We start from the raw sequence: 21,678 nt of genomic DNA, 5'->3' as shown, positions 1-21,678 counted from the left end.
TCGCACATTTCATGGGCCCGAGGGCCCACGCCGGGCCTGACTTGTCAGGCGCCGGGCTGGGTCCCGGTGGCGCCGAGCCAGAGACTGATCGCCTCGGCCCGGGTGGATACGCCGAGCTTGGCAAAGATGTTGTTGATGTGGTTCTTGACCGTCTTCTCGGCCAGGAAGCAGGCCTTGGCGATATCGCGGTTGCCGAGTCCGCGGGCCACGAAATCCATGACCTCGCCCTCACGGTCGGTGAGCCCGCGGACGCGATGGTCGACCGCGCGGGGTGGAGCCAGCGATCCCGACAGCAGGGCCCGTGCAGCGGCCGGGCCGAGCACCGACGAGCCGCTGGCCGCTGTCACGACCGCCGCGATGATCTCGTCCGGCTGGTGGGCGCCGTGCACCAGGTAACCCTTGGCGCCGGCGGCGATCGTGGCGCGGATCGTGTCGACGTCGTCGGTGTAGGTCAGCATCACGACATGGGACGTGGGAGCCATCTGCTCGGCCGCTCCGACCCCGTCGAGCCCCGGCATCCGGACGTCGCACAGGACGACGTCCGGCAGCAGCTCCAGATTGAGCCGCACGCCGTCGTCACCGTTGTCGGCCTCGCCCACGACGGTGATCGAGTCCTGCACGTCGAGCAGGTTGCGCAGGCCCAGACGCACGATGGGGTTGTCATCGATGATCAGGACCTTGATGGGCCCGGTCACGGATGGCTCCGGGCGTCGTGGGCCAGGCGTACGACGATGTGGGTACCGGTGTCTGGCGCGCTCGTGATGGCAGCCGTGGCGCCGACGGACTCGGCGCGTTCCCGGATGCCCACGAGGCCGAAGTGGTCGCGGGGGACCTCCTGCGGGTCGAAGCCGACGCCATTGTCCTTGATCGAGACCACCAGCGCGTCCGTCTCGTCGCCGACGCAGACCTCCACGAGTGTGGCCTCGCTGTGGCGGCGGACGTTCTCGACGGCCTCCGCGACGATGGCCGTCAGCTCTCGCGCGACGTCGGCGTCAACCGTTGCCGTGTCGGACACCGACAGGTTGGTCCGGACCCCGCCCATCGTGAGGTCTTCGGTCAGGGCTCGGAGCCGTTGCGCAAGCGACAGCTCGCTCGGATCGGCGCGAAGGCCGATCAGGATGGCCCGGGCATCGATCGAGGCGGACTCGGCAGCGTCCTGGAGCTCGCGGGCCCGTTGCGGAAGCTGGTCGGGTTGGTTGCGCGCCCACATGGGCAGTGCGGCCGCAGCGAGCCCGATGCCGTGGAGCGATTTGGCGACCGAGTCGTGCATCTCCCTGGCCAGTCGTGCGCGCTCCCGCTCGCGGGCGGCGTCCTCGGAGGACCGGCGGGCACTCGCCTGGTCCGCCATCGCTGCGGCGTGCAGGGTGCGGGTGAGCGAGCCGAGCACGCAGATCGCGACGTAGGACACGGGCGTCAGGACCACGGTCATGAAGCTCGGCTCGGTGACCTGACTGACCGTCGTGAGGACGTATGCCCCGACCAGGATCGTCAGGACCAGTGCCACATAGTGCCGGGGGAGCAGGATTCCGATCAGCACTGCGGTGCTCATGGAGCACAGCACGATGGGGCTCTGGGTGCCGATCGTCGCGGCGATCAGCGATGTCACGAGCACGTCCAGGATCAACAACGTGGGATGGGCGTTGACCACACGGGTGAGGGGGCCCGTGACGTACAGCCCGAGCGCGCTGGTCGCCGTGATGAACAGGACCGCGACGTAGCCGACGAGCGACGTGGCCACCCCCGAAGGATCGAGGACCACGAAGACCAGCGACGCGAGACGGATCACGAATGCGTAGCGCACGACCTGGGTCACCAGGGTCTGGTCAACCATTGAGCAGACTTCCGAAGTCGATATCGGCACCAAGGAACATGCCGACGCCGATCAGCACCAGGGTCGGCGGCACGAGGATCACCGAGACGATCAAGGTGACTCGCGGATTCATGCGCGCGGCGCGCTGCCGGGCCGACTGGGCCGCCTCGCGACGGCTGTCGCGGGCGATGCTGTTGAGCGCCTCCCCGAGTGGGGCGCCCAGCTCCTCGGCCTGCAACAGGGCCGACACGAACGAGGACATGGCATCCGTGTCGCACCGATCGCGCAGCTGGGTGAAGGCGCTTCGTCGCGGCACGCCCACGTCGAGCTGGTGCAGCGTGAGGGTCAGCTCCTCCCGGAGCGGGCCGGTGAATCGGGTGCTGACCCGGTCCATCGCTGAGCGGAAGCCGATGCCGGCGCCGACCGTGACCGCGAGGACGTCGAGGAAGTCAGGCAGATCGGCGTCGATCTGGGTCTGGCGACGACGGCGCGCTCCAGCCAGTCGGGACAGCGGCATGATGACGCCGGCGGCCACCAGTAGCAGCGCCGAGACCAGCCGGCCCAGGATCATCATGTAGACCCCGGCGCCGCCCAGCACGATGATGTACTTGACCAGCAGCTGCAAGAAGGTGTCGACGGTCATGCCGTCGGGGCGTCCGGCCAGGTCGATGCGACGACGCAGGTTGGCGATGATGCGCGGTCCCAGCACGACCGCCAGCTGGGGGGACGTCCGACGCGCGATCCGCTCCAGGATGCCGACCCGGCGCTTGCGCTGGGCCTCGTCGCGCAGCAGCGCGATGTCCGCCACGTCCCATCCCTCGAGCGCATCCGCGCGGGCCAGGCGCCACCCGAACACGAAGACAGCGAACGTGGCGAGCACGGCCATTCCGAACAGCAGCGCCATCACGCCTCCACCCGGGTCATCCGGCGGACGATCCAGATCCCCCCGGCGTAAACCGCTGCGGAACCGATGAGGGCCGCCTGGCCGATGGGGTTGCGCAGCATGGCGTCGACGGTCCCGGAGTTCAGCGACTCGAGCAGCAGCAAGGCGACCAGGCCGAAGCTCAGGACGGCGTACGCAGTGGCGACGGTCTGGGCGTACGTCGTGCGGATCTCCCGGCGGACCTCCTTGCGGGTCTCCAGGGTCTCGGCGATGTCGCGCAGGGCCGAGACCAGGGCGCCACCGGACCGCGAGCTGACCACCAGCGAGCTGACCAGGATGCCGAGCTCGCGGGAGGGGAGCCGCTGCTCCATGTTGGCCATCGCTGTCTCCAGCGACACCCCCACGTTGATCTGGTCAGCCACGGTCCGCAGCTCCGTGCTCGCGGGTTCCTCCAGCTCATCGGCGGCCATCGCCACGGCGGTGCGGATCGAGAGGCCAGCCGACGAGGCGTTCGACAGGACCCGCGCCAGCTGGGGCATCTGGGCGATGAAATCCTCCTTGCGCTTCTCGCGCAGCGCCCGGATGCGATTGCGCACCACGGCTGCGCCGACCCAGAATCCGACGGGCACCAGCAGCCAGGAGAGCAGGGCGCCGATCACGAGCCCGACCGTCAGGCAGACCCCGGCGACGATCGCTGCGAAGGTGCTCGGACGGGTGCTCCAGCCGAGCAGGTCGATTGAGGACTGTATGCCCGCTCCCCACCGCGACCGGAGGACCCACCGGTCGATGGGGGCGCGGGCGTGGTGGGTGTCGTCGGCCGCGGGATCTCCGTGAGCCGCATGGAGGTAGAGGCTCTTCTCGCCGAGGTCGATCCAGAACTGGTAGAGGCCCAGCAGAACCAGCACGAGGGTCGCAAACGACACGAACAGGGTGGGCGTCACGTCAGGGCTCGACCTGCGAGATGGGGGCGGCCGCCACGCTCTGGCCGGCCAGCATCAGCCGGCGGACGAAGTGGTCGGGCAGCGGGCGTGCCACGTGCCGCCCGCGAACGACCCGGTCGGCTCCGATCGGGTCGGCCACGAACGTCGTGAGCCGCTCCAGCCGGTACTCCTCGCGACCCTTCGACGAGATCAGCGCGACGTCGGTGACGCGCCGGGAGCCGTCCGGCCCCCGGTCGAGCTGCACGATCATGTCGATCGCGTTGTTGACCTGCTCCTGCACGGCCGCGAACGGCAGGTCGAGGTCGCTCATGCTGGCCAGGGTCTCGGCGCGACTCAGCGCCTCCTCCGGACTGTTCGCGTGGATCGTCGTGAGGGAGCCTTCGTGGCCCGTGTTCATGGCCGACAGCATGTCCATCGTCTCGCCGCCACGGACCTCTCCCACGATGATGCGATCAGGCCGCATGCGCAGGCTGTTGCGGACGAGGTCACGGATCGACACCAGGCCCTTGCCCTCGACGTTGGCAGGGCGCGACTCGAGCCTGATCACGTGGGTCTGCTGCAAGGACAGCTCGGCCGCATCCTCGATCGTCACGATCCGTTCCCGCTCGGGGATGAACGACGACAGCGAGTTCAGCAACGTCGTCTTGCCCGAGCCGGTCCCGCCCGACACGATGATGTTGAGCTTGGCGCGCACCGCTGCCGCGAGGACCTGTGCAGTCTGCTCGTCGAGCGTCCCGGCCGACACGAGCTGCTCCATCGTGAAAGGTCGCGGGAACTTCCGGATCGTCACGATCGGTCCGTCCAGAGCCAACGGCGGCAGAATGACGTTGACGCGCTCGCCGGTGCGTAGGCGGGCATCCACCATCGGACTCGACTCGTCGACCCGTCGGTTGACCGTCGAGACGATGCGGTCAATCGTCTGCAGCAGCTGCTCGGTGCTGACGAAACGTTCCTTGGCGAGCTCGACCCGGCCGAGGCGCTCGACGTAGATCAGATCGGGGCCGTTGACCATGATCTCGGTGATCGCGTCGTCGGCCAGCAGAGGCTCGAGCACGCCCAGGCCGAGCGCTTCGGCGACCACCCTGCGGATCAGGCCGGTGCGTTCCCGTGACGACAGCAGGGGGCCGTGCGAGGCGACCAGATGAGTCATGACCCGCTCGAGGCGGGCTCGACGTTGGGGCAGTTCGAGCTTGGAGAGCTCGGCGAGATCGATCTCGTTCAGCAGCCGGTCCCGGAAGTCGGCGACCAGTGCGTCGTCGGTCTCCTCGGCGATCGCGGAGAGCTCGGCACTCTGCTCGCCGTCGGAGGTGCGAATCGAGCTCGAGGAGAACCTGGCGCGCTCCTTCATGGCATCACGGTCCGTCGGGTGATCCGCAAATCGGCGAACGGAATGATGTCCGGCACGTCGAACGTCGCGGTCACGGAGTGCCCCGGTCCCCGCAGGACGACGTCGCCGGCATCGACACGAAGCCACGACGGCACGGTGGCGTTGATGGTGCTGTGCACGCCTGCCGGTGACATGGCCGGCTCCTGTGACCAGGCGCGGGCCGCGATCCGCACCCCGGTCTGCGCCGACGTCGACGCGTAGAGAGCCAGCGCCGTCTGGGCCAGAATGATCATGACGAGCACGACCAGCGGGGTGATGCCGATGATCTCGATCGTGGAGGTCCCGCGTTCGCGCCGCATGTCACTCCCCTTCGTCGAGGATCGGCGCGGACGATGTCAAGGTGACGCCGGTGGAGACGCCGGGCGCCAGGAGCGCCAGTCGTCCCCGGACGACAACCCGGTTGGCCTGCAGATCGACTGCGATCTGCCGCTTGAACCAGCCCGGGACGGCTTCCATGGCCTCGGCCTGCACCGCGGCCTGCGCGCCGGACGTGCCCGAGACGATGGCCGCCTCGCGGGCGGCCGCGTCGGCAGCGTGGCTCGTGTAGGCCGCCGTCACGCCCCACAGGCCCAGCTGCCACAGCAGCAGGATGAAGAGGCCGACGGGCACGAGGGCGCCGATGAACTCGACCGTCGACTGACCCGCCTCCGCGGGCTCAGCGACTGCTGCCCGGCGGCGCAGGAAGCCGGAACCCGCTCGGGGGCTCGGTGCCTGGTGTGCGGCTGCCGGCACCGTGTCGAGGACCCCGGCCAAGGCCTGGATGCGGGACCACCATCCTGCCGACCGAATCTCGCCGGGGTCCTGCAGGTTGACACCCCGCTGCAACACCTTGAGGGACTCTGGCAGCACGATCTCCAACGGGTCCTTGGGCAGCAGTCGCGATGCGGTGTCGGGCTGGATGTCGCTGTCGCGACTTGAGCGGTTGATCAGGATCTTGACGTGGTCGATCTCCCGAGCCCCGATGCGTCGCCAGGTCTCGGTCGTCCGGTGGGCGCCGCGCAGCGCGAGGAGGTCGGGAGTCGTAAGGAGCACGACGTCGTCGGCAGTCTCGACGGCGGCTGCGGTGGCCGGATTGATCGACGATCCGCAGTCCGCGATGACGAGGTCGAAATGCCGCCGGAGGGCGGCGAGGATCAGCAACGCCTCACGTTCGGCGACCTCACCGATGTCCTCGACCCGGTCGGGGGCCAGGACCACGGCCAGCCCCGAAGGGCTGCGGTGCACGGCAGATTCCACGGTCTGGGTAGACAGGTCGTCGGCCACCTTGGCCAGGTCGGAGATGTCGAGCCGGTGCTCGATCCCGAGGAAGTCGCTGATGTCGCCGCCGTCGAGGTCGAGATCGACGACGCAGACGCTGCGGCCGGGAACCCGCGTGACCGCGTCGTGACCCAGATGGATTGCGACGGTCGTGGTCCCGACTCCGCCCTTCGAGCCCGCCACGGCGATGAGCCGTCCCCGGGACCCGAGCTCGTCGTCGGCGACGCCCGATGAGAGGTGCTTGCGCATCTGCCGGACCCAGTCGGCGACGGCAGGTAGCCGTTGCTGAAGGTTGTCGTGCGAAGTCGGGTACTGCAGGACGCCCCGGGCGCCGGCGTCCATCGCGGCGGTGAAGACCTCAGGGGAGAACTTCTCGGTCAGCACCACGGCGGCAACGTCGGGGTGCCGCGCCTGCATGTCGCGCACCGCTTGCGGCGTGGGCAGGGGGCCTGCACCCTCGTGGATCAGCACGATGTGGGGCTGGCGGTCCAGGATGACCTCGTGGAGCCGGGCTGTCGTGTCCACGACGTCGACGACGTAGAAGCCGTCGACCTCGTCGACCTGGGAGCGCACCTCCAGGCCTGTCGTCTGGTTCGGGGCCACGATCACGACGGGGATGTTCACGACGCACCCCCCGACCGGGCAAGGTCGGTGCCACTGACGGACTCGGGCTCGTTCGAGCGGTTCTTGCTGGTGACTCCGGGTGGCAGGCCCACCAGCCGGACGGAGGTCGCGAACGCGTCGGCGTAGGTCACCGCCAGAGCGGCCTTGGGCTGGAGCGCCAGGGTCACGGGGATGATCTGCTCCTCGCCGAACGAATCGCCCTTGCCAGCGGTCTGCGTCTCGACACCCCGCACGGAGACCACTCGGACGTTCCGAACGAGGACCCGCGACGTGCCGCCGGTGCCCTCGCTGTTGGTGAACACCGCGTACACGTCGACGAAGTCGCCGGTCTGGACCCGGCCCGCGATGCCGGTCTTGGCGTCGACGGTCAGCGCGATCTCGCGCTCGTCCTCGTTCAGGGAGGACCGGGGGAGCAGCATGTCATCGCTGAGGTAAGTACCCTCGTCGACGTTGAAGGCGACTCGTTCGCCGACAAGGGACTTGATGTCAACCGCTGCGCTTGTGGACACCCACCGCGCGGGGACCTCGACTGTCTCGACGTCGTCGGCCTCGATGACCGAGTACGCCGGGATCGCGTCGGTCGCCCGGTAGGTCTTGACCAGCGGCGACACCTTGGCGTTGACCGAGCCCACCCAGTTGACCGAGACGAAGAACAGCGCGATGGCACACAGGCCGGCAAGCACCATCAAGATGACGCCGCGGCGTTGACGGGGATTCACGAGAGCACTCCTGAGGTGATGGTCATGCGGCAATAGGGGCAACTGGTACGCGCGTGTCGCATCCCGCACGCGGTGCAGACCACGGCTTCCGCGGCGATCCTGGTAGCGGCCTCCCGGAAGTCCTCGGGGATGGCCACGAACTCGATGGCGCTGCTCGTGCCGTAGGAGTCAATGAGGTCTCGGGCGGGTGCCACGGGAGTGCTCGAGGTGGAGCCGAGCGACTCGAGCACAGCCTCCACGACCCACGAGTCCGTCGGCGAGTGCAGGAGCGCCGTGCCGGGGCGTGCGGGCAGGGCGTTGAGAGGTGCACGTTTCGCAGTGGTCACGGACGGTGCCGGCGAGTGCTCGGCGAGGAAGGCGGCGCCGGGCAGCCAGGATGCGATCTGCTGCCACACCGTGGGGTTGGGGCGGGTCAGGTGCGAGAGCTTGGTGAGCCACGTGCCCGACCAGGTGCGCTGACGCAGGTCATCGAGCGCGGCGTGCATCCAGGCGGAATCCCCGTCCGCGTCGTCGGCCAACGAGGAGATGATCGCGAGCGCCAGAGGGTTGCCGGGCAGCGGCTCGACCGCCACCCGCAGACCCGGGATGCGCACCCTAGAACGGGCGGCCATGACGGTCAGGTCCTCGGCGTCTTCCAGGGCACCCGTCAGGACGACCGACTCGCCGCCGCGGTGGTGGTCGGCGATGGCCGACTCGACGGCATCGGCGTGTCGGATGTCGGCGACCGCAAGCTGGTCGTGCGTCCCCGAGACGCCGAGTGACGACGCCAATCGCGTCACCAAGACAATGCGGCTGCTCACACTGCACCCCCCCCGGCTGGCCTTGAATCACAGCAGCACGCCGATGCGCTGTGGTCGGTCTGGCATGCGACTCCAGAGGAGTCAGGGTGACACTAGCGCACGGAAGCCGTCCGTGCTGACGGAGGGAAGCGTCCAGACGGATGTGTCAGACTGGCTGGATGCTCGGGGGAAAGCAGTTGGTGATTGCTCTGTCGACCGCTGGGGTCCTGTTGGTGGGGATCGCCGCTGGTGGGCCGGTCGGAGCAGAGGACTCGGTGATCGGCCAGGGTGGCGGTTCCGTCGTGCTCGTGCTCGACGGCTCGGGATCGATGAAGGAGTCTTCGGGTGACGGGCGCACCCGGATGGAGGCGGCCCAGGCGGGCCTGCGCTCGGTGATCAAGGCCGTGCCCGCCGACGCGAAAGTCGGACTGCGCGCCTACGGCTCGACGATCTCCGATGGCAAGGGGTCCTGTCAGGACTCCGAACTGCTGGTGCCGGTCGACACCGTCGACCGACCGGCTCTCACCGCCGGCGTCAAGAAGCTCAGGCCCCTGGGCAACACCCCCATCGCCTATTCGCTCAAGCAGGCGTTCAAGGATCTCCCCGACAAGGGGCCACGCAGCATCGTGCTGGTCTCCGACGGGGAGGAGAACTGTGGTGGTGATCCGTGCGAGGTTGCGCGGGACCTGCGCAAGCAGGGCACCGACTTCTACCTTGACGTCGTGGGCCTGCAGGTCGACGCGAAGGCACGCGACCAGCTCACCTGCATCGCGTCTGCCGGTGGCGGGACCTACTACGACGTCCAGGACATCTCTCGCCTCGACTCCACGCTGAAGCGCGCCTCGGTCCGCGCGGCCCGAGGGTACGTCGAGAACGGGCTCGCGGTGGAGGGCGGCACGAGCGCATCCGCGCCTGCCGCCATCACCGACGGTCAGTGGCTCGACACGATCGGCGACTCCGGCGTCGAGCACTACTCGGTCCCCGATCCCGGCAAGGGCACGCTTCACCTGAGCGTCTCGACGCGCACGACCTCGGACGACCTGACGGCGTCCGAGCGGCTCGAGATCGCGGTCACGACGGCCGATGGCCGACGGTGTGCGGAGAGCGATGCGTCGGTCGTGGGGGTCGGCAACACCCGCGCGCCCTATGCCGCGTACACGCTCGTGACCCCGAAGGTGAAGGCCGACTGCGGCGCCGGTCCGTACGTCCTCACGGTCCAGCCGCCGAAGGTCGAGGGGGTCAAGCCCCTGGAGATCCTGGTGCGGACCGAGCCAGAGGTGCTGAATGGCGCGCAGCTGACCGAATCGTCTTCGTCCCAGGGCTACGGCGACGTCACCGGACCGGCCGACAACGGGCCGATCACGCCCGTGCTCGGGTCCGTGAGCTTCACCGGCGCGCCGGCCCTGGACGCGGGTCGTTACTCCGACACGATCGTCGCCGGCGAGACCCTGATGTACCGGGTCCGGGACGTCGGATGGGGGCAGCAGGCCGTGTGTGACCTGACCCTCGGCGCGGCAGATGGAGCTGTCTCCAGCGCCAATGTGCGGGCAACCCAGGCTCGCGTCTATGGACCGTTCCGGACCGAGGTCACCGAGGTGCTCGGCAAGGGAGACGACGGTGTCTACGCCGGGAAGGACCTGACCCTCCACGTGGCCAGCCCGGCCCTGGCCTACGCCAACAGGCAGTCGCGCAACAAGGTCCTGCGTGGGTCGGACTCGGCCGGCGACGTCTACTGCGGGGTGAGCGTGCGGGCGACCTCGTCGAAGAACGACGTGGAGATCGGTGAGATCCCGTTGACGTTGAGCGTCGCCGTGGTCGGGGACGTGGCCGGCGCGCCTGAGTTCGCGACGCCGCCCAAGAAGAACGCCGACGAGAAGGCCGACACGGATGGTTCGCCCGGACTCTCGGCGGGGCTGATCGTGGGGCTCGGGCTCGCAGCCCTTGTCCTGCTGGGGATCCTCCTGGCAGTCCTGCGGCGCAGGCTGAGCCGTCAGGCGAAGGCCTGAGTCAGGCGATCAGTCGGCCGGCGAGTCCGTCGAGGACGATGTCGAGGACCCGGGCCTGCTGGGCGAGGCTGGACTCGCGGGGGATGTCGGTCGAGCGTTGTGCCGCGGTCACACCGGCCAGCGAGGTGGTCAGGGCGAGATTGCCGGCGAGGGTCACCGCGACCGAAGCATCCTCGATCGTGAATCCCTGCCGTTGCAACGAAATGATGTAGGGGCCGATCTGGTCGACCATCTTGGTCGACCAGCGTGGCGGGGACAAGGCGGCGACGGCGTAGCCGGGATAGCGCTCGCAGACGTTCTGCACAGTGTGGGAGATCTCGCGCAGCAGGTCGCGCCACGGCAGGTCCGCCTCGGGCCAATGAGCCGACAGTGCGGCCCGCTCGATCGCACTGACCAAGAGGTCGTCCCCGTCGTGGACGTAGCGATAGAGCCCCGAGTGCGCGACTCCCAGTCGCGCTGCGACCGAGGGCATGCTGAAGGTGGAGATGCCGTCCGCGAGCACGGCCTCGACGATGGCGTCCAGACTCAGGAGGCGTGGTCGGCCCGGTTTGCGGTCCATTGCACGATCGTAGAGCCCCTCGGTTGCAGTCGTCCCGGCCTCGCACGCCCTAGTGTGTCGCCATGGATTCTCCGCTGACCACGGTCGGTCTCCCGCTCGCGCTCGGCATCATCATGTTCGGCCTCGGCCTCTCATTGACGATCGAGGACTTCCGCCGCGTCCGACAGCACCCGCGTGCGGTCTTCGTGGCGCTCGCCTGCCAGCTGGTGCTGCTGCCGATCATCTGTTTCGGCATCGTGCTGCTGTTCGACCTGCCGCCGCTGATCGGCATCGGCCTGCTCCTGCTCGCGGCCTCGCCGGGCGGCACTAGCGCCAACCTGTTCAGCCACCTGTTCCGCGGGGATGTCGCGCTCAACGTGACCTTGACCGCGATCAACTCGATCGTCGCGATCGTGACCTTGCCGATCATCACCAACCTGGCCATCGCGTACTACGACCGTCAGGACACGGTCTCGTTGCAGTTCCGCAAGGTTGTCGAGGTGTTCGCGATTGTCCTGCTGCCGGTGATTGGGGGCATGCTCGTGCGGTCTTACCGCGCCGGGTTCGCCTCGCGCGCGGACAAGCCCGTACGTATCGGTTCTGCAGTGATCCTCGCCGTGCTGGTCCTGGGCATCCTGCTGGACCAGCGCGAGAACATCGGCGACTACTTCGCGAAGGTTGGTCTGGCGGCGGCGCTGTTCTGCGCCATCAGTCTGGTCCTCGGCTACGTCGTTCCGCGGGCCTTCGGCATCGTCGGCCGACAAGCGATTGCCTCGTCGATGGAGATCGGGGTGCACAATGCGACCCTGGCGATCTACGTCGCGGTCGAGGTCCTCGACAGCACCGAGATCTCGATCCCGGCCGCGGTCTACTCGCTGTTCATGTTCGCGTTCGCGGCACTCTGGGGCATGTGGATCAGCCGGCGGTTGCCTTAGGCGATCGCTCGAGCAGCAGGGCACGAGCGGCGCGCTGCCCGGAGGACAGTGCGCCGTCGATCGTGGCCGTGGCGAGGTGGTCACCCGCCAGCACGAGTGGAGCGGCCTGGGTCGTGAGGGCTTGCGCCACGGTGCGGTATCGGCCGACCGCGTGGACCGGGATGGCCTCCCGCCTCGCCACGTGGGCGAATGGTTCAGCCACGAGAGGCAGTGTGGGGCACAGCTCGCGGCCCAGCCGCCAGGCGTGCTGATAGATCGTCGCCGGGTCGGAGTCGACCAGGTCGGCGCTGACCCGGGCGCTCAGGAAGACGCTCACGAGCTCGCCGTCCTGATGGGTGCCTTGGCGCTTGTGGCTGTTGAACGCGATTGCCGCGACGGAGTGATGTCCGGGGCCGGCCGGGAAGAGCGCGCTCTGCGGGGGGCAGGCCTCGTGCGCCACCCGGAAGGATGCATGGACCTGCGGCACGTACTGCTGGGAGGCCAGGTGCTCGCGCAGCTCGGCGGAGAGCAGCGCGGGGTCGACGATTCGGGCGGCGGCGCTGCTGGTCGTGGCGACCACGATCCCGTCGAATCGTTCGCCGTCGGCGATGACACCGGTGCCGTCGCGCGCAATGCGATCGACGCGCTGGGCGGTGCGGACCTCGATACCCGGGCCGGCGCACAGGCGTTCGGCGATGGCCTGCATGCCCGGGCGCAACGTGTAGAACCGCGCAGTCGCGGCTCGGGCCTGGAGAGCGAGGAACATCGACCGGGACACGTCTTCGCACGAGATGTACCAGAACGGCTCGATGCTGGGCCGCACCAGGTTCTCGTAGGCCTGCTCGCCGACCGTGGCCCGTGCGTGCGCGGCGACCGATCGGTCGTCGGTTGCGGCGAGGCTGGCCGGGTCGTTGAGGTCGAGACCTCGCCGGCGCAGCGAGGCCGCAACAGTGGCGCGCGCCATCCGCGCCTTGCCGGCCGGTCCGACGAATGGAAAGCGCAGGAACGAGCCGACCGAGCCCAGGGAGAGCGACGCGATCTCGCTGTCTCGCACGAGCGCATTGCTCCGGTCGAGCGTGATGATCTCCTCCCGCAGACCCAGCTCATCGAGGAGGCCGTCGAGGACCGGATAGAAGTTCGTGAAGAATCCTGCTCCGGAGTCGACCGTCGCGTCGGGTGCATCCCAGCCGATCGTGCGGCCGCCGATGCGGTCGGCCTGCTCGAGCACGACAACATCGTGGCCGGCGGCGGCAAGTGCATGCGCGGCGGCTGCTCCAGCGGGCCCCGAGCCGACCACGGCGTACCGGCTCATGCGAGGTACCTCTGGATCATCGTCACGAGCTCGCCGTTGAGCGTGTCCTGGTCGGCGAGGTCGGACATGATCTGAGCCGACACCACAAGGCTCTGCGCGGCGACGATGATGCCGACCGCGAACACACGAGCATCGCCCGCGCGGACCAGGCCGTCGCGCTGACCCAGCTCGACCGCGGCCGCGATGGCCTGCACGATCGCATCGTGGGTCCGTCCGCGACGGACCAGAAGGTACGGCAGCAGGAACTCGGGGTCGACCGACACGATCTTCTGGAACAGAGCGTTCTCGCGAATGGCCGAGATCGTCCGGACGACCGACTCGGCGATCTCCTGTGGCCCGAACCGTGCGGGTGTTGCGCCAGCGGTCGTGGCGAGCTGCACCCACTCGCGGGTCATCAGGTCGCCCATCAACGTCTGCATGTCGGGCCAGCGGCGATACAGCGTCATGCGGGCAACGCCAGCTCGCCGGGCGACGTCGGTCAGTGTCGTGCGCCGAATGCCGACATCCAGGATGCAGGCGCGCGCCGCATCCAGATACTCGTCGATGCGGTCGGGAGTCGTGCTGGGTGACATGGGCACATCCTACGAGGCCTTGTGGCAATGTGACAACTTATGTCAGAGTGTCACGCACAACGAGATCGAGGAGCACGCTGATGATCAGGTGGATGACGACTGTCGCACTGGTGGCCGGCATGGTGGTGTCGATTCCGTCGGCCGCGCAGGCCGTGACGGACCGACCGAGCACGGAGGGCACCTGGCTCGTCGACCCCTCAGGTCGCGCACTCGTCGTGCACGGCGTCAACATGGTCAACAAGCTGGGCTCCTACGCGCCTGATGCCACGGGGTTCGGGGACGACGATGCAGCGTTCCTCGCTGCGAACGGTCTCGACTCGGTGCGACTCGGCGTCATCTGGAAGGCCGTCGAGCCGGCGCCGGGACAATACGACGATGCCTACCTGGCTCGGATCCGCGAGACGGTGCAGACGCTGGAACGTCATGGTGTGAGCACGATGCTGGACTTCCACCAGGACATGTTCAACGAGCGCTTCGAGGGCGAGGGTGCGCCGGACTGGGCGGTCCAGGACGACGGGCTCCCGGCCGAGCCCAAGCTGGGCTTCAACAAGAACTATCTCGCGATGTTCGCGCTCAACCGTGCGTACGACAACTTCTGGGCCAACCGGAAGGGCCCGGGCGGTGTGGGCCTCCAGGACCGGTACGCAGCCGCATGGGGTCACGTTGCGGAGTACTTCGCCGACACCGCCGGCGTCATGTCCTTCGATCTGTTCAACGAGCCGTGGCCCGGCACCGGCTATGCGATGTGTGCGCTGCCGATCGGCTGCCCGATCCAGGACGCTGCGCTGACGCGGTTCTCCCAGCGCGTCATCGACAAGATCCGGGCCGTCGACCAGCGGACCGTGACGTTCTACGAGCCGTATGCGCTGTTCAACAACGGCATCAGGACCCACGTGGCTCCCCGGGGGGCCGAGCTCGGCTTCTCGTTCCACACGTACTGCCTCACGGCGACCTTCCTCGGTCGGGGGCTGCTCGGCAGCTACGGCCTGGACTGCGCCGCGATGGACGGTCTGGTCTTCGCCAACGCGGCGGCCCATGCGAAGCAACGTCAGGTCCTGCCCCTGCTGACCGAGTTCGGCGGGACGACCAACACCGACATCAACACCGCTGTCGTGGACCAGGCGGCGAAGCACCAGATCGGTTGGATGTACTGGGCCTACTGCGGCTGCAACGACCCAACCGGCGCGAGGCCTGCCGATGACCAGGCCATTGTCCTCGACCCGGCGATCGCGCCGACCGGCGCGAACGTCGCGATTGATGTGCTCCGCTCGATCGCCGTCGCGCACCCGAAGGCGGTCGCCGGCACGCCGGGGGCGTACCGGTTCGATCGCTCGACCAGCCGGTTCACGTTCTCGTGGACGCCGCGCAAGGTGGGCGGAGGCGTGTTCGGCGCAGGCGCACGCACCACGGTCGCCACGCCGGCCGTGCAGTACCCGCGCGGCTACGAGGTCAGGGTCTCGGGCGCCAAGGTCGTCTCGGCCGCGAATGCCCCGACCCTCGTCCTCGCTCAGGTCGGCACTCCGTCCACGGTGAGCGTGACGGTGGTCCCGCGGTAGTCGCGTCCGGTCACGGCTGACGGGACGGGAGCGACTCCTCGAACACCAGCAGCGTGCGGGTGCTCAGCACGCCCGGGATTCCCTGGATCTCGTCGAGCACGAGTCGGCGGAGATCGGAGTTGTCCCGGGCGCGCACCAGCATGACGACGTCGAACTCGCCGCCGACGAGCGCAATGTGCTCGATGCCGGGTAGCGCGCGCAGCTGCCTGTGGATCTCGCGCCAGTCGGTCTGGCGCACGTTCATCGTGAGGTATGCCGAGGTGCCGAGCCCGCGCGCGACCTGGTCGACGAGAGCGGTGTAGCCCGTGATGATCCCTGACCGGGTGAGCCGCTCGACCCGGGCGTAGGCGTTGGCCCGGGAGATGTGGACCTGTTCGGCGAGCTGGCGCATCGAGAGCCGACCATCGGCCTCGAGGGCGTCCAGGATCTGGATGTCGATGTCGTCGATCTCAGCTCCGGCCATCTGTCTCTCGCTTCCCGTGTGACACACGTCATGGTGGATGAATGGCAGGCTACACCGGCGTGTGTCGAGACATTTTCTCGACAATCTGCCAGCTGTTGCCCTCGGTTGGCCCTCAGGCGCACTGTTCTGTGAACAGCAGCTTGTACCGAAGGGTGTCCCCACGTGCCGCATCGCGACCTCTTGCCGTCCGACCAGCCGGTCCGCCTGCTCGACCCGGACGGGACGCGGACCGATGACACCGGTCACGCCTTTCCGAGCGACGAGGACATGCTCCGCGCGCACGAGGCGCTGGTCGTCGGCCGGCGCATCAACGATCAGGCCTACGCGCTGGTGCGGCAGGGCCGGCTCGCGGTCTATCCGTCCTCGCACGGCCAGGAGGCCTGCGAGGTGGCTGCTGCGCTGGTGCTCGGCGAGCACGACTGGTTGTTCCCGACGTACCGCGACACGGTCTCGATCGTGGCTCGCGGCGTCGATCCGGTTGGCGCGCTGGTGCTGCTCAAGGGCGACTGGCACTCGGGCTACGACCCGGTGGCCACGAAGGTTGCTCCCCAGGCGACGCCGTTGGCGACCCAGCTCGTGCACGCGGTCGGGGTCGCGCACGCGGCAACTCTCCGCGGCGAGGACACCGTCGTGATGGCGATGTGCGGAGACGGAGCGACCAGCGAGGGTGACTTCCATGAGGCGCTCAACTTCGCTGCGGTGTTCCGGGCCCCGGCGGTGTTCTTCGTGCAGAACAACGAGTACGCCATCTCGGTGCCGCTGGCTCGGCAGAGCGTCGCACCGTCGCTGGCGCACAAGGGGATCGGCTATGGCATCCCGGGCGAGCGGGTCGACGGTAATGACGTCGCCGCACTCCTCTCGGTGCTGGGCGAGGCGGTCGAGTCGGCGCGAGCCGGGGGCGGCCCGCAGCTCGTCGAAGCTCACACCTACCGGATGCAGGCGCACACCAACGCCGATGACGCGACGCGCTACCGCCCTGACGCTGAGGTCGAGGCATGGCAGGACCGTGACCCGCTGCGGCGCAGCCAGGCGTACCTCACGCAGCGCGATCTCCTCGGCGAGGAGCGGATGGCCGAGTTCGCCGGCAAGGCCGAGGAGGTTGCGGCAGCGATGCGCGGCGGCCTGATGACCGATGTCGAGCCGAACCCCGACGACCTGTTTGCCCACGTCTACGCGACGCCGACCCCGCAGCTCGTGGAGCAGGCGGCGTTCCTTGCCGAAGAGCTGACCCGGGAGGAGGCCCGCTGATGGCCGAGCACACCAAGATCACGATGGCCCAGGCGTTCAACCACGCGCTGCGCGATGCGATGGCAGCCGACGACTCGGTGCTGATGTTCGGTGAGGACGTCGGCGCGCTCGGCGGCGTCTTCCGGATCACGGACGGCCTGACCGAGCAGTTCGGCGAGGCGCGGTGCTTCGACACACCGCTCGCCGAGGCCGGGATCATGGGCATGGCCGTCGGGCTGGCGATGAACGGCATGCGGCCGGTCGTCGAGATGCAGTTCGACGCATTCGCCTACCCCGCCTTCGAGCAGGTCGTCAGCCACGTCGCCAAGATGCGCAACCGCACCCGGGGAACCGTCGGGATGCCGATCACGATCCGCATCCCGTACGCGGGGGGGATCGGGGGCGTCGAGCACCACTGCGACTCGTCCGAGGCCTACTACGTCCACACCCCGGGTCTGACGGTCGTCGCGCCCGCGACGGTCGCCGACGCGTACACCCTGATGCGTGAGGCGATCGCGTCGCCGGATCCGGTCGTGGTGCTCGAACCCAAGAAACTCTACTTCAGCAAGGACGAGGTCGATCTCGACGAGCCGCAGCCGGGCATAGGGCGCGCGGTCGTGCGTCGCGAGGGCACCGACGCGACCCTGATCGCCTACGGCACCTCGGTGCCGATCGCGCTGGAAGCCGCCGACGTCGCAGCCTCGGAAGGACGCAGCCTGCAGGTCGTGGACGTGCGGTCCCTCGTGCCGTTCGACGACGAGACAGTCTGCGCCGCAGTGCGGTCGACGGGGCGTGCCGTCGTGGTCGCCGAGGCAGCTGGCTTCGCGAGCGTGTCGTCGGAGATCGTCGCGCGGGTCACCGAGCGCTGCTTCCACCACCTGGCAGCGCCGGTCCGTCGGGTCACGGGATTCGACATCCCGTTCCCCCCGCCGAAGCTCGAGCACTTCCACCTGCCCAGCGTTGACCGCATCCTGGACGCCGTCGACACCCTGCAGTGGGACGACCGATGAGCACCCAGATCTTCACCCTGCCGGACCTCGGTGAGGGGCTGACCGAGGCCGAGGTCGTCCGCTGGCTCGTCGCGGTCGGCGACGTCGTCGTCGTCGACCAGCCGGTCGTCGAGGTCGAGACCGCCAAGTCGATCGTGGAGGTCCCGTCGCCGTACGCCGGTCGGGTCAGCGAGCTGCACGGTGAGCAGGGCGCCGCGATCGATGTGGGCCGCCCGCTGATCTCGATCGACGCCGCTGGTAGCCATGAGTCGTCCATCCCTGCCGATGCGGGAGAGCGCCATCGCGAGGAGGAACGAGCCGGATCGGGCAACGTGCTGATCGGCTACGGAACACCCGAGAGCGCCGGCAGTGGCCGCCGCCGGCGTCCCCGCGCCATCGAGTCCAGCCCTCCCGTGGCCGCGACCCAGGGGATCGCTGCCACGGGAGGGCAACCCGTCGCCCGGGTCACCTCCCCGCTGGTCCGTCGTCGCGCCCGCGAGGCAGGTCTTTCTGTCCGCGAGATCACCGGCACCGGCACCGACGGGCTGGTCACCCGGCGCGATGTGGAGGCTGCGATCGACGCGGCCGGTGCTGACAGCACCGAGCGTACGAACCGCAGCGAACGCACCGGGCTGGACGTCGCTCAGCGCATCCCGCTGACCGGATTTCGCAAGGCGGTCTCAACCGCACTGTCACGCAGCCGGAGCGAGATCCCGGAGGCGACGGTGTGGGTGGACGTCGACTTCACCGAGCTGTTCGCGATTCGCGCGGCAGCCCAGGCGGCCGGCAAGTCGGTGCCCGGGCTGCTGGCCTATCTGGCCCGCTTCACGGTGGCCGGCCTGCGTGCCCATCCCGAGCTCAACGGCGAGGTCGACACCGTCAACGACGAGCTCGTGCAGTACGCCGGGATCAACCTGGGCCTCGCGGTCCAGACCGATCGCGGACTGCTCGCGCCGTCGGTGCTCGACGCGCACCTGCTGACCACGATGGAGCTCGACGGTGAGATCCGCCGGCTCACCGCAGCAGCTCGCGACGGTCGGGCGACGCAGGCCGAGCTCACCGGCGGCACGTTCACCATCAACAACTACGGCGGATTCAACGTCGACGGCAGCGCCGCGATCATCAACCACCCGCAGGTCGCGATCCTCGGCTTCGGTCGCGTCATCGACCGGGCCTGGGTCGTCGACGGCGAGCTCGCTGTCCGCAAGATCGCCCAGATGTCCTTCGTGTTCGACCACCGGGTGTGCGACGGCGGGACCGCTGCCGGCTTCATGCGGGTCGTCGCCGACGCGATCGAGTCACCCGGCTCGGCCATCGCCCACCTCTAGAAAGGACGACCCATGACCGTCGATGTCCTCACCTCCTGGGACGGGGCGTTGTGCTCCGCACGGTACGACCGCGAGACCGGTGCCTTCTTCGTCATCGCGCTGCACTCGCGGAGCCGGGGCCCGGCCGCGGGGGGCACCCGGGCCCGCCACTACGGGTCGTACGCCGATGCGATCGCCGACGCGCAGCGGCTGGCCGGCGCCATGACGCTCAAGATGGCGGCGGCCGATCTGCCGATGGGCGGTGGCAAGTCGGTCATCGCGCTGCCCGCGCCGCGCGACGAGATCGACGACGTGCTCTGGCGGCGGATCCTGTCGATCCACGCGGAGAACCTCGCGACGCTCAACGGCAGCTACTGGACGGGGCCGGACGTGGGCACCAGCTCGGCCGACATGGACGTGCTGCATGCCGAGTCCGGTTTCGCGTTCGGCCGCTCCGAGTCGGCCGGAGGTCCGGGGTCGAGCGCGCCGTCGACAGCCCAGGGCGTCTACGTCGCGATGCAGCATGCCGCGGCCGAGGCCGGCATCCACTCCTTCGAGGGACGCCGGATCCTGATCCAGGGCCTTGGCGCGGTCGGCATGGACGTGCTGCAGCTCGCCCGCAAGGACGGGGCCGAGCTGATCGCCGCCGACGTCGACGAAGAGCGCTGTGCCCGCGCTGTCCGGCTGGGTGCATCGATCGTCGATCCGGCCGAGGTGCTGGACACCCCCTCGGACGTCTTCGTGCCGTGCGCGATGGGCGGGCTCATCGATGCCGGGGTGGCCGCGGCGATCCGCACGGCGGTCGTGGCCGGTGCTGCCAACAACGTGCTGACCGACCCCGCCGTCGGCGACGATCTGGCCCGGCGCGGCATCGTCTACGCTCCGGACTTCATCGCCAACTCCGGTGGTGCGATCCACCTGGTCGGCCGCGAGGTCCTGGGCTGGTCCACCGAGGAGGTGGCCGCGCACATCGATGGGATCGGTGCGACCCTCGACGACGTCTTCGGCACGGCCCGCGCTGGCGGCATCAGCAGCGAGCAGGCTGCGCTCGACCTCGCAGCTGCGCGCCTTGCAGCGGGCGGGTCGCCGCGATGACGGCTGCCGACAACGGGCTGGAGCAGATCGAGACCGCCTCCATCGACGAGCTGCGTGCACTGCAGCTGGAGCGGCTGCGCTGGTCGGTCCGCCATGCGTACGACCACGTGCCGCACTATCGACAGGCCCTGGACGGCGCGGGGGTGCATCCTGACGACGTCCGCGAGCTGTCCGACCTGGGGAAGCTGCCGTTCACGACCAAGGCCGATCTGCGCGACAACTACCCGTTCGGCATGTTCGCGGTGCCACGGGAGCAGGTCTCGCGCATTCATGCCTCGTCGGGCACGACGGGGCAGCCGACTGTGGTCGGGTACACCCGCGAAGACCTCGAGACCTGGGCGACGGTGATGGCGCGCAGCATCCGCGCCGCGGGAGGTCGGCCGGGCCAGATGCTGCACAACGCGTACGGGTACGGGTTGTTCACCGGTGGGCTGGGCGCGCATGCCGGCGCCGAGAAGCTGGGCTGCACCGTCGTGCCTGTCTCGGGTGGCATGACCGAACGACAGGTGCGGCTGATCGTGGACTTCGAGCCCGAGATCATCATGGTGACGCCGTCGTACATGCTCGCGATCGTCGATGAGATGGTGCGCCAGGGCGTCGACCCGCGCTCGACGTCGCTGAGGGTCGGCATCTTCGGCGCCGAGCCGTGGACCAACCACATGCGTTGCGACATGGAGGAGCGGCTCGGCATCGACGCGGTCGACATCTACGGCCTGTCCGAGGTGATGGGCCCGGGCGTCGCGCAGGAGTGCGTCGAGACCAAGGACGGCCTGCACGTGTGGGAGGACCACTTCTATCCCGAGATCGTCGACCCGTACACCGGGGCTGTGCTCCCCGACGGCGAGGAGGGCGAGCTTGTCTTCACCTCGCTGACCAAGCAGGCGATGCCGATCATCCGCTATCGCACTCGCGACCTGACCCGCCTGCTCCCGGGCACGGCTCGCACGATGCGCCGGATCGAGAAGATCACGGGCCGCAGCGACGACATGATCATCCTGCGCGGGGTCAACCTGTTCCCGACGCAGATCGAGGAGATCCTGCTTGCGACGGCTGAGCTGTCGCCGCACTTCCAGTGCGTCCTGTCCCGCACCGGGACGCTCGACTCGATGACGGTGCGCGTCGAGCACCGCGAAGGCGTGCCGACCGACGTCGCGCAGGCGACCGGTGAGCGCGTACGGAGACTCGTCAAGAGCAGGATCGGCGTCAGCATCGACGTCGAGGTGGTGGCGCCGGCGGTCATCGAGCGATCGGTCGGCAAGATGCGCCGGATCCTCGACCAGCGCCCCACCCGTTGAGGGG

General features: G+C 68.9%; 21 protein-coding genes. 8 read left to right on the top strand and 13 right to left on the bottom strand.

Annotation, left to right across the window (positions count from 1 at the left end; all coding sequences use genetic code 11):
* Positions 1 to 44 precede the first annotated feature (44 nt).
* From C6I20_RS13070 to C6I20_RS13030, 9 genes are read right to left on the bottom strand one after another with little or no spacing between them, the layout of a single operon-like run.
* The gene (locus C6I20_RS13070) at positions 45 to 695 is read right to left on the bottom strand and encodes a response regulator transcription factor (RefSeq protein ID WP_118396536.1); all 651 of its coding nucleotides are present in this window, start codon (positions 693 to 695) and stop codon (positions 45 to 47) included.
* Complete coding sequence (locus tag C6I20_RS13065; protein WP_118396534.1) at positions 692 to 1,831, bottom strand: sensor histidine kinase; 1,140 nt, start codon at positions 1,829 to 1,831, stop codon at positions 692 to 694. The genes C6I20_RS13070 and C6I20_RS13065 overlap by 4 nt, the downstream gene beginning before the upstream one ends.
* Positions 1,824 to 2,714: a type II secretion system F family protein gene (locus tag C6I20_RS13060; RefSeq protein ID WP_118396531.1), complete on the bottom strand. Its 891-nt coding sequence runs from the start codon at positions 2,712 to 2,714 to the stop codon at positions 1,824 to 1,826. Before C6I20_RS13060 ends, C6I20_RS13065 begins: the two co-directional genes overlap by 8 nt.
* Complete coding sequence (locus C6I20_RS13055; RefSeq protein ID WP_118396529.1) at positions 2,714 to 3,634, bottom strand: type II secretion system F family protein; 921 nt, start codon at positions 3,632 to 3,634, stop codon at positions 2,714 to 2,716. Before C6I20_RS13055 ends, C6I20_RS13060 begins: the two co-directional genes overlap by 1 nt.
* A gap of 1 nt (position 3,635) precedes the next feature.
* Positions 3,636 to 4,982: a CpaF family protein gene (locus tag C6I20_RS13050; protein WP_118396527.1), complete on the bottom strand. Its 1,347-nt coding sequence runs from the start codon at positions 4,980 to 4,982 to the stop codon at positions 3,636 to 3,638.
* Positions 4,979 to 5,320 (bottom strand): TadE family protein, encoded by a 342-nt coding sequence (locus tag C6I20_RS13045; protein WP_118396525.1) that lies wholly within the window; start codon positions 5,318 to 5,320, stop codon positions 4,979 to 4,981. The genes C6I20_RS13050 and C6I20_RS13045 overlap by 4 nt, the downstream gene beginning before the upstream one ends.
* A 1-nt stretch (position 5,321) precedes the next feature.
* On the bottom strand, positions 5,322 to 6,902 hold the full coding sequence (locus C6I20_RS13040; protein WP_118396523.1) for an AAA family ATPase: 1,581 nt from the start codon (positions 6,900 to 6,902) through the stop codon (positions 5,322 to 5,324).
* Complete coding sequence (gene cpaB, locus C6I20_RS13035; protein ID WP_118396521.1) at positions 6,899 to 7,621, bottom strand: Flp pilus assembly protein CpaB; 723 nt, start codon at positions 7,619 to 7,621, stop codon at positions 6,899 to 6,901. Before cpaB ends, C6I20_RS13040 begins: the two co-directional genes overlap by 4 nt.
* Entirely contained in the window at positions 7,618 to 8,400 is a 783-nt protein-coding gene (locus C6I20_RS13030) for a hypothetical protein (protein ID WP_118396519.1), read from the bottom strand. Before C6I20_RS13030 ends, cpaB begins: the two co-directional genes overlap by 4 nt.
* Before the next feature lie 179 nt (positions 8,401 to 8,579).
* On the opposite strand from C6I20_RS13030, the gene C6I20_RS13025 reads away from it, so the two are divergent.
* The gene (locus C6I20_RS13025; RefSeq protein ID WP_162891320.1) at positions 8,580 to 10,406 is read left to right on the top strand and encodes a VWA domain-containing protein; all 1,827 of its coding nucleotides are present in this window, start codon (positions 8,580 to 8,582) and stop codon (positions 10,404 to 10,406) included.
* A 1-nt stretch (position 10,407) separates the two neighbouring features.
* Here the strand turns inward: C6I20_RS13025 and C6I20_RS13020 are convergent, their stop codons facing one another.
* The gene (locus C6I20_RS13020) at positions 10,408 to 10,965 is read right to left on the bottom strand and encodes a TetR/AcrR family transcriptional regulator (RefSeq protein ID WP_118396515.1); all 558 of its coding nucleotides are present in this window, start codon (positions 10,963 to 10,965) and stop codon (positions 10,408 to 10,410) included.
* A 62-nt stretch (positions 10,966 to 11,027) separates the two neighbouring features.
* Here C6I20_RS13020 and C6I20_RS13015 point away from each other — a divergent pair, with 62 nt between their 5' ends.
* Positions 11,028 to 11,879 (top strand): bile acid:sodium symporter family protein, encoded by an 852-nt coding sequence (locus C6I20_RS13015; RefSeq protein ID WP_118396513.1) that lies wholly within the window; start codon positions 11,028 to 11,030, stop codon positions 11,877 to 11,879.
* Here C6I20_RS13015 and C6I20_RS13010 read toward each other — a convergent pair.
* Both C6I20_RS13010 and C6I20_RS13005 read right to left on the bottom strand, forming a co-directional pair.
* Positions 11,860 to 13,170, bottom strand: coding sequence for an NAD(P)/FAD-dependent oxidoreductase (locus tag C6I20_RS13010; protein ID WP_118396511.1), 1,311 nt, complete (start codon positions 13,168 to 13,170; stop codon positions 11,860 to 11,862). The two genes, C6I20_RS13015 and C6I20_RS13010, sit on opposite strands and share 20 nt — an antisense overlap.
* A complete protein-coding gene (locus C6I20_RS13005; protein WP_118396509.1) occupies positions 13,167 to 13,742 on the bottom strand; it encodes a TetR/AcrR family transcriptional regulator in 576 nt (191 codons plus the stop codon). The genes C6I20_RS13010 and C6I20_RS13005 overlap by 4 nt, the downstream gene beginning before the upstream one ends.
* A gap of 92 nt (positions 13,743 to 13,834) precedes the next feature.
* Here C6I20_RS13005 and C6I20_RS13000 point away from each other — a divergent pair, with 92 nt between their 5' ends.
* The gene (locus tag C6I20_RS13000) at positions 13,835 to 15,298 is read left to right on the top strand and encodes a cellulase family glycosylhydrolase (RefSeq protein WP_162891319.1); all 1,464 of its coding nucleotides are present in this window, start codon (positions 13,835 to 13,837) and stop codon (positions 15,296 to 15,298) included.
* A 10-nt stretch (positions 15,299 to 15,308) separates the two neighbouring features.
* Here C6I20_RS13000 and C6I20_RS12995 read toward each other — a convergent pair whose 3' ends face one another.
* Positions 15,309 to 15,761 (bottom strand): Lrp/AsnC family transcriptional regulator, encoded by a 453-nt coding sequence (locus C6I20_RS12995; protein ID WP_118396505.1) that lies wholly within the window; start codon positions 15,759 to 15,761, stop codon positions 15,309 to 15,311.
* A 162-nt stretch (positions 15,762 to 15,923) separates the two neighbouring features.
* Here C6I20_RS12995 and pdhA point away from each other — a divergent pair, with 162 nt between their 5' ends.
* The 5 genes from pdhA to paaK are packed head-to-tail and all read left to right on the top strand — an operon-like array spanning position 15,924 to position 21,674.
* A complete protein-coding gene (gene pdhA, locus C6I20_RS12990) occupies positions 15,924 to 17,009 on the top strand; it encodes a pyruvate dehydrogenase (acetyl-transferring) E1 component subunit alpha (protein ID WP_118396503.1) in 1,086 nt (361 codons plus the stop codon).
* Positions 17,009 to 17,998: an alpha-ketoacid dehydrogenase subunit beta gene (locus C6I20_RS12985; protein WP_118396501.1), complete on the top strand. Its 990-nt coding sequence runs from the start codon at positions 17,009 to 17,011 to the stop codon at positions 17,996 to 17,998. The genes pdhA and C6I20_RS12985 overlap by 1 nt, the downstream gene beginning before the upstream one ends.
* Complete coding sequence (locus tag C6I20_RS12980; protein WP_118396500.1) at positions 17,995 to 19,305, top strand: dihydrolipoamide acetyltransferase family protein; 1,311 nt, start codon at positions 17,995 to 17,997, stop codon at positions 19,303 to 19,305. Before C6I20_RS12985 ends, C6I20_RS12980 begins: the two co-directional genes overlap by 4 nt.
* Positions 19,306 to 19,317: 12 nt before the next feature.
* Complete coding sequence (locus tag C6I20_RS12975; protein WP_118396498.1) at positions 19,318 to 20,379, top strand: Glu/Leu/Phe/Val dehydrogenase dimerization domain-containing protein; 1,062 nt, start codon at positions 19,318 to 19,320, stop codon at positions 20,377 to 20,379.
* Positions 20,376 to 21,674, top strand: a complete 1,299-nt coding sequence (paaK, locus tag C6I20_RS12970) for a phenylacetate--CoA ligase PaaK (protein ID WP_118396496.1) — start codon at positions 20,376 to 20,378, stop codon at positions 21,672 to 21,674. Before C6I20_RS12975 ends, paaK begins: the two co-directional genes overlap by 4 nt.
* The last annotated feature ends 4 nt before the right edge of the window (positions 21,675 to 21,678 follow it).

The sequence above is a fragment of the Aeromicrobium sp. A1-2 genome (assembly GCF_003443875.1).
In the GTDB taxonomy this organism is placed as follows: domain Bacteria; phylum Actinomycetota; class Actinomycetes; order Propionibacteriales; family Nocardioidaceae; genus Aeromicrobium.
The sequence above is the reverse complement of the archived record's forward strand: the minus strand, read 5'-3'. Positions and strand labels throughout refer to the sequence as shown.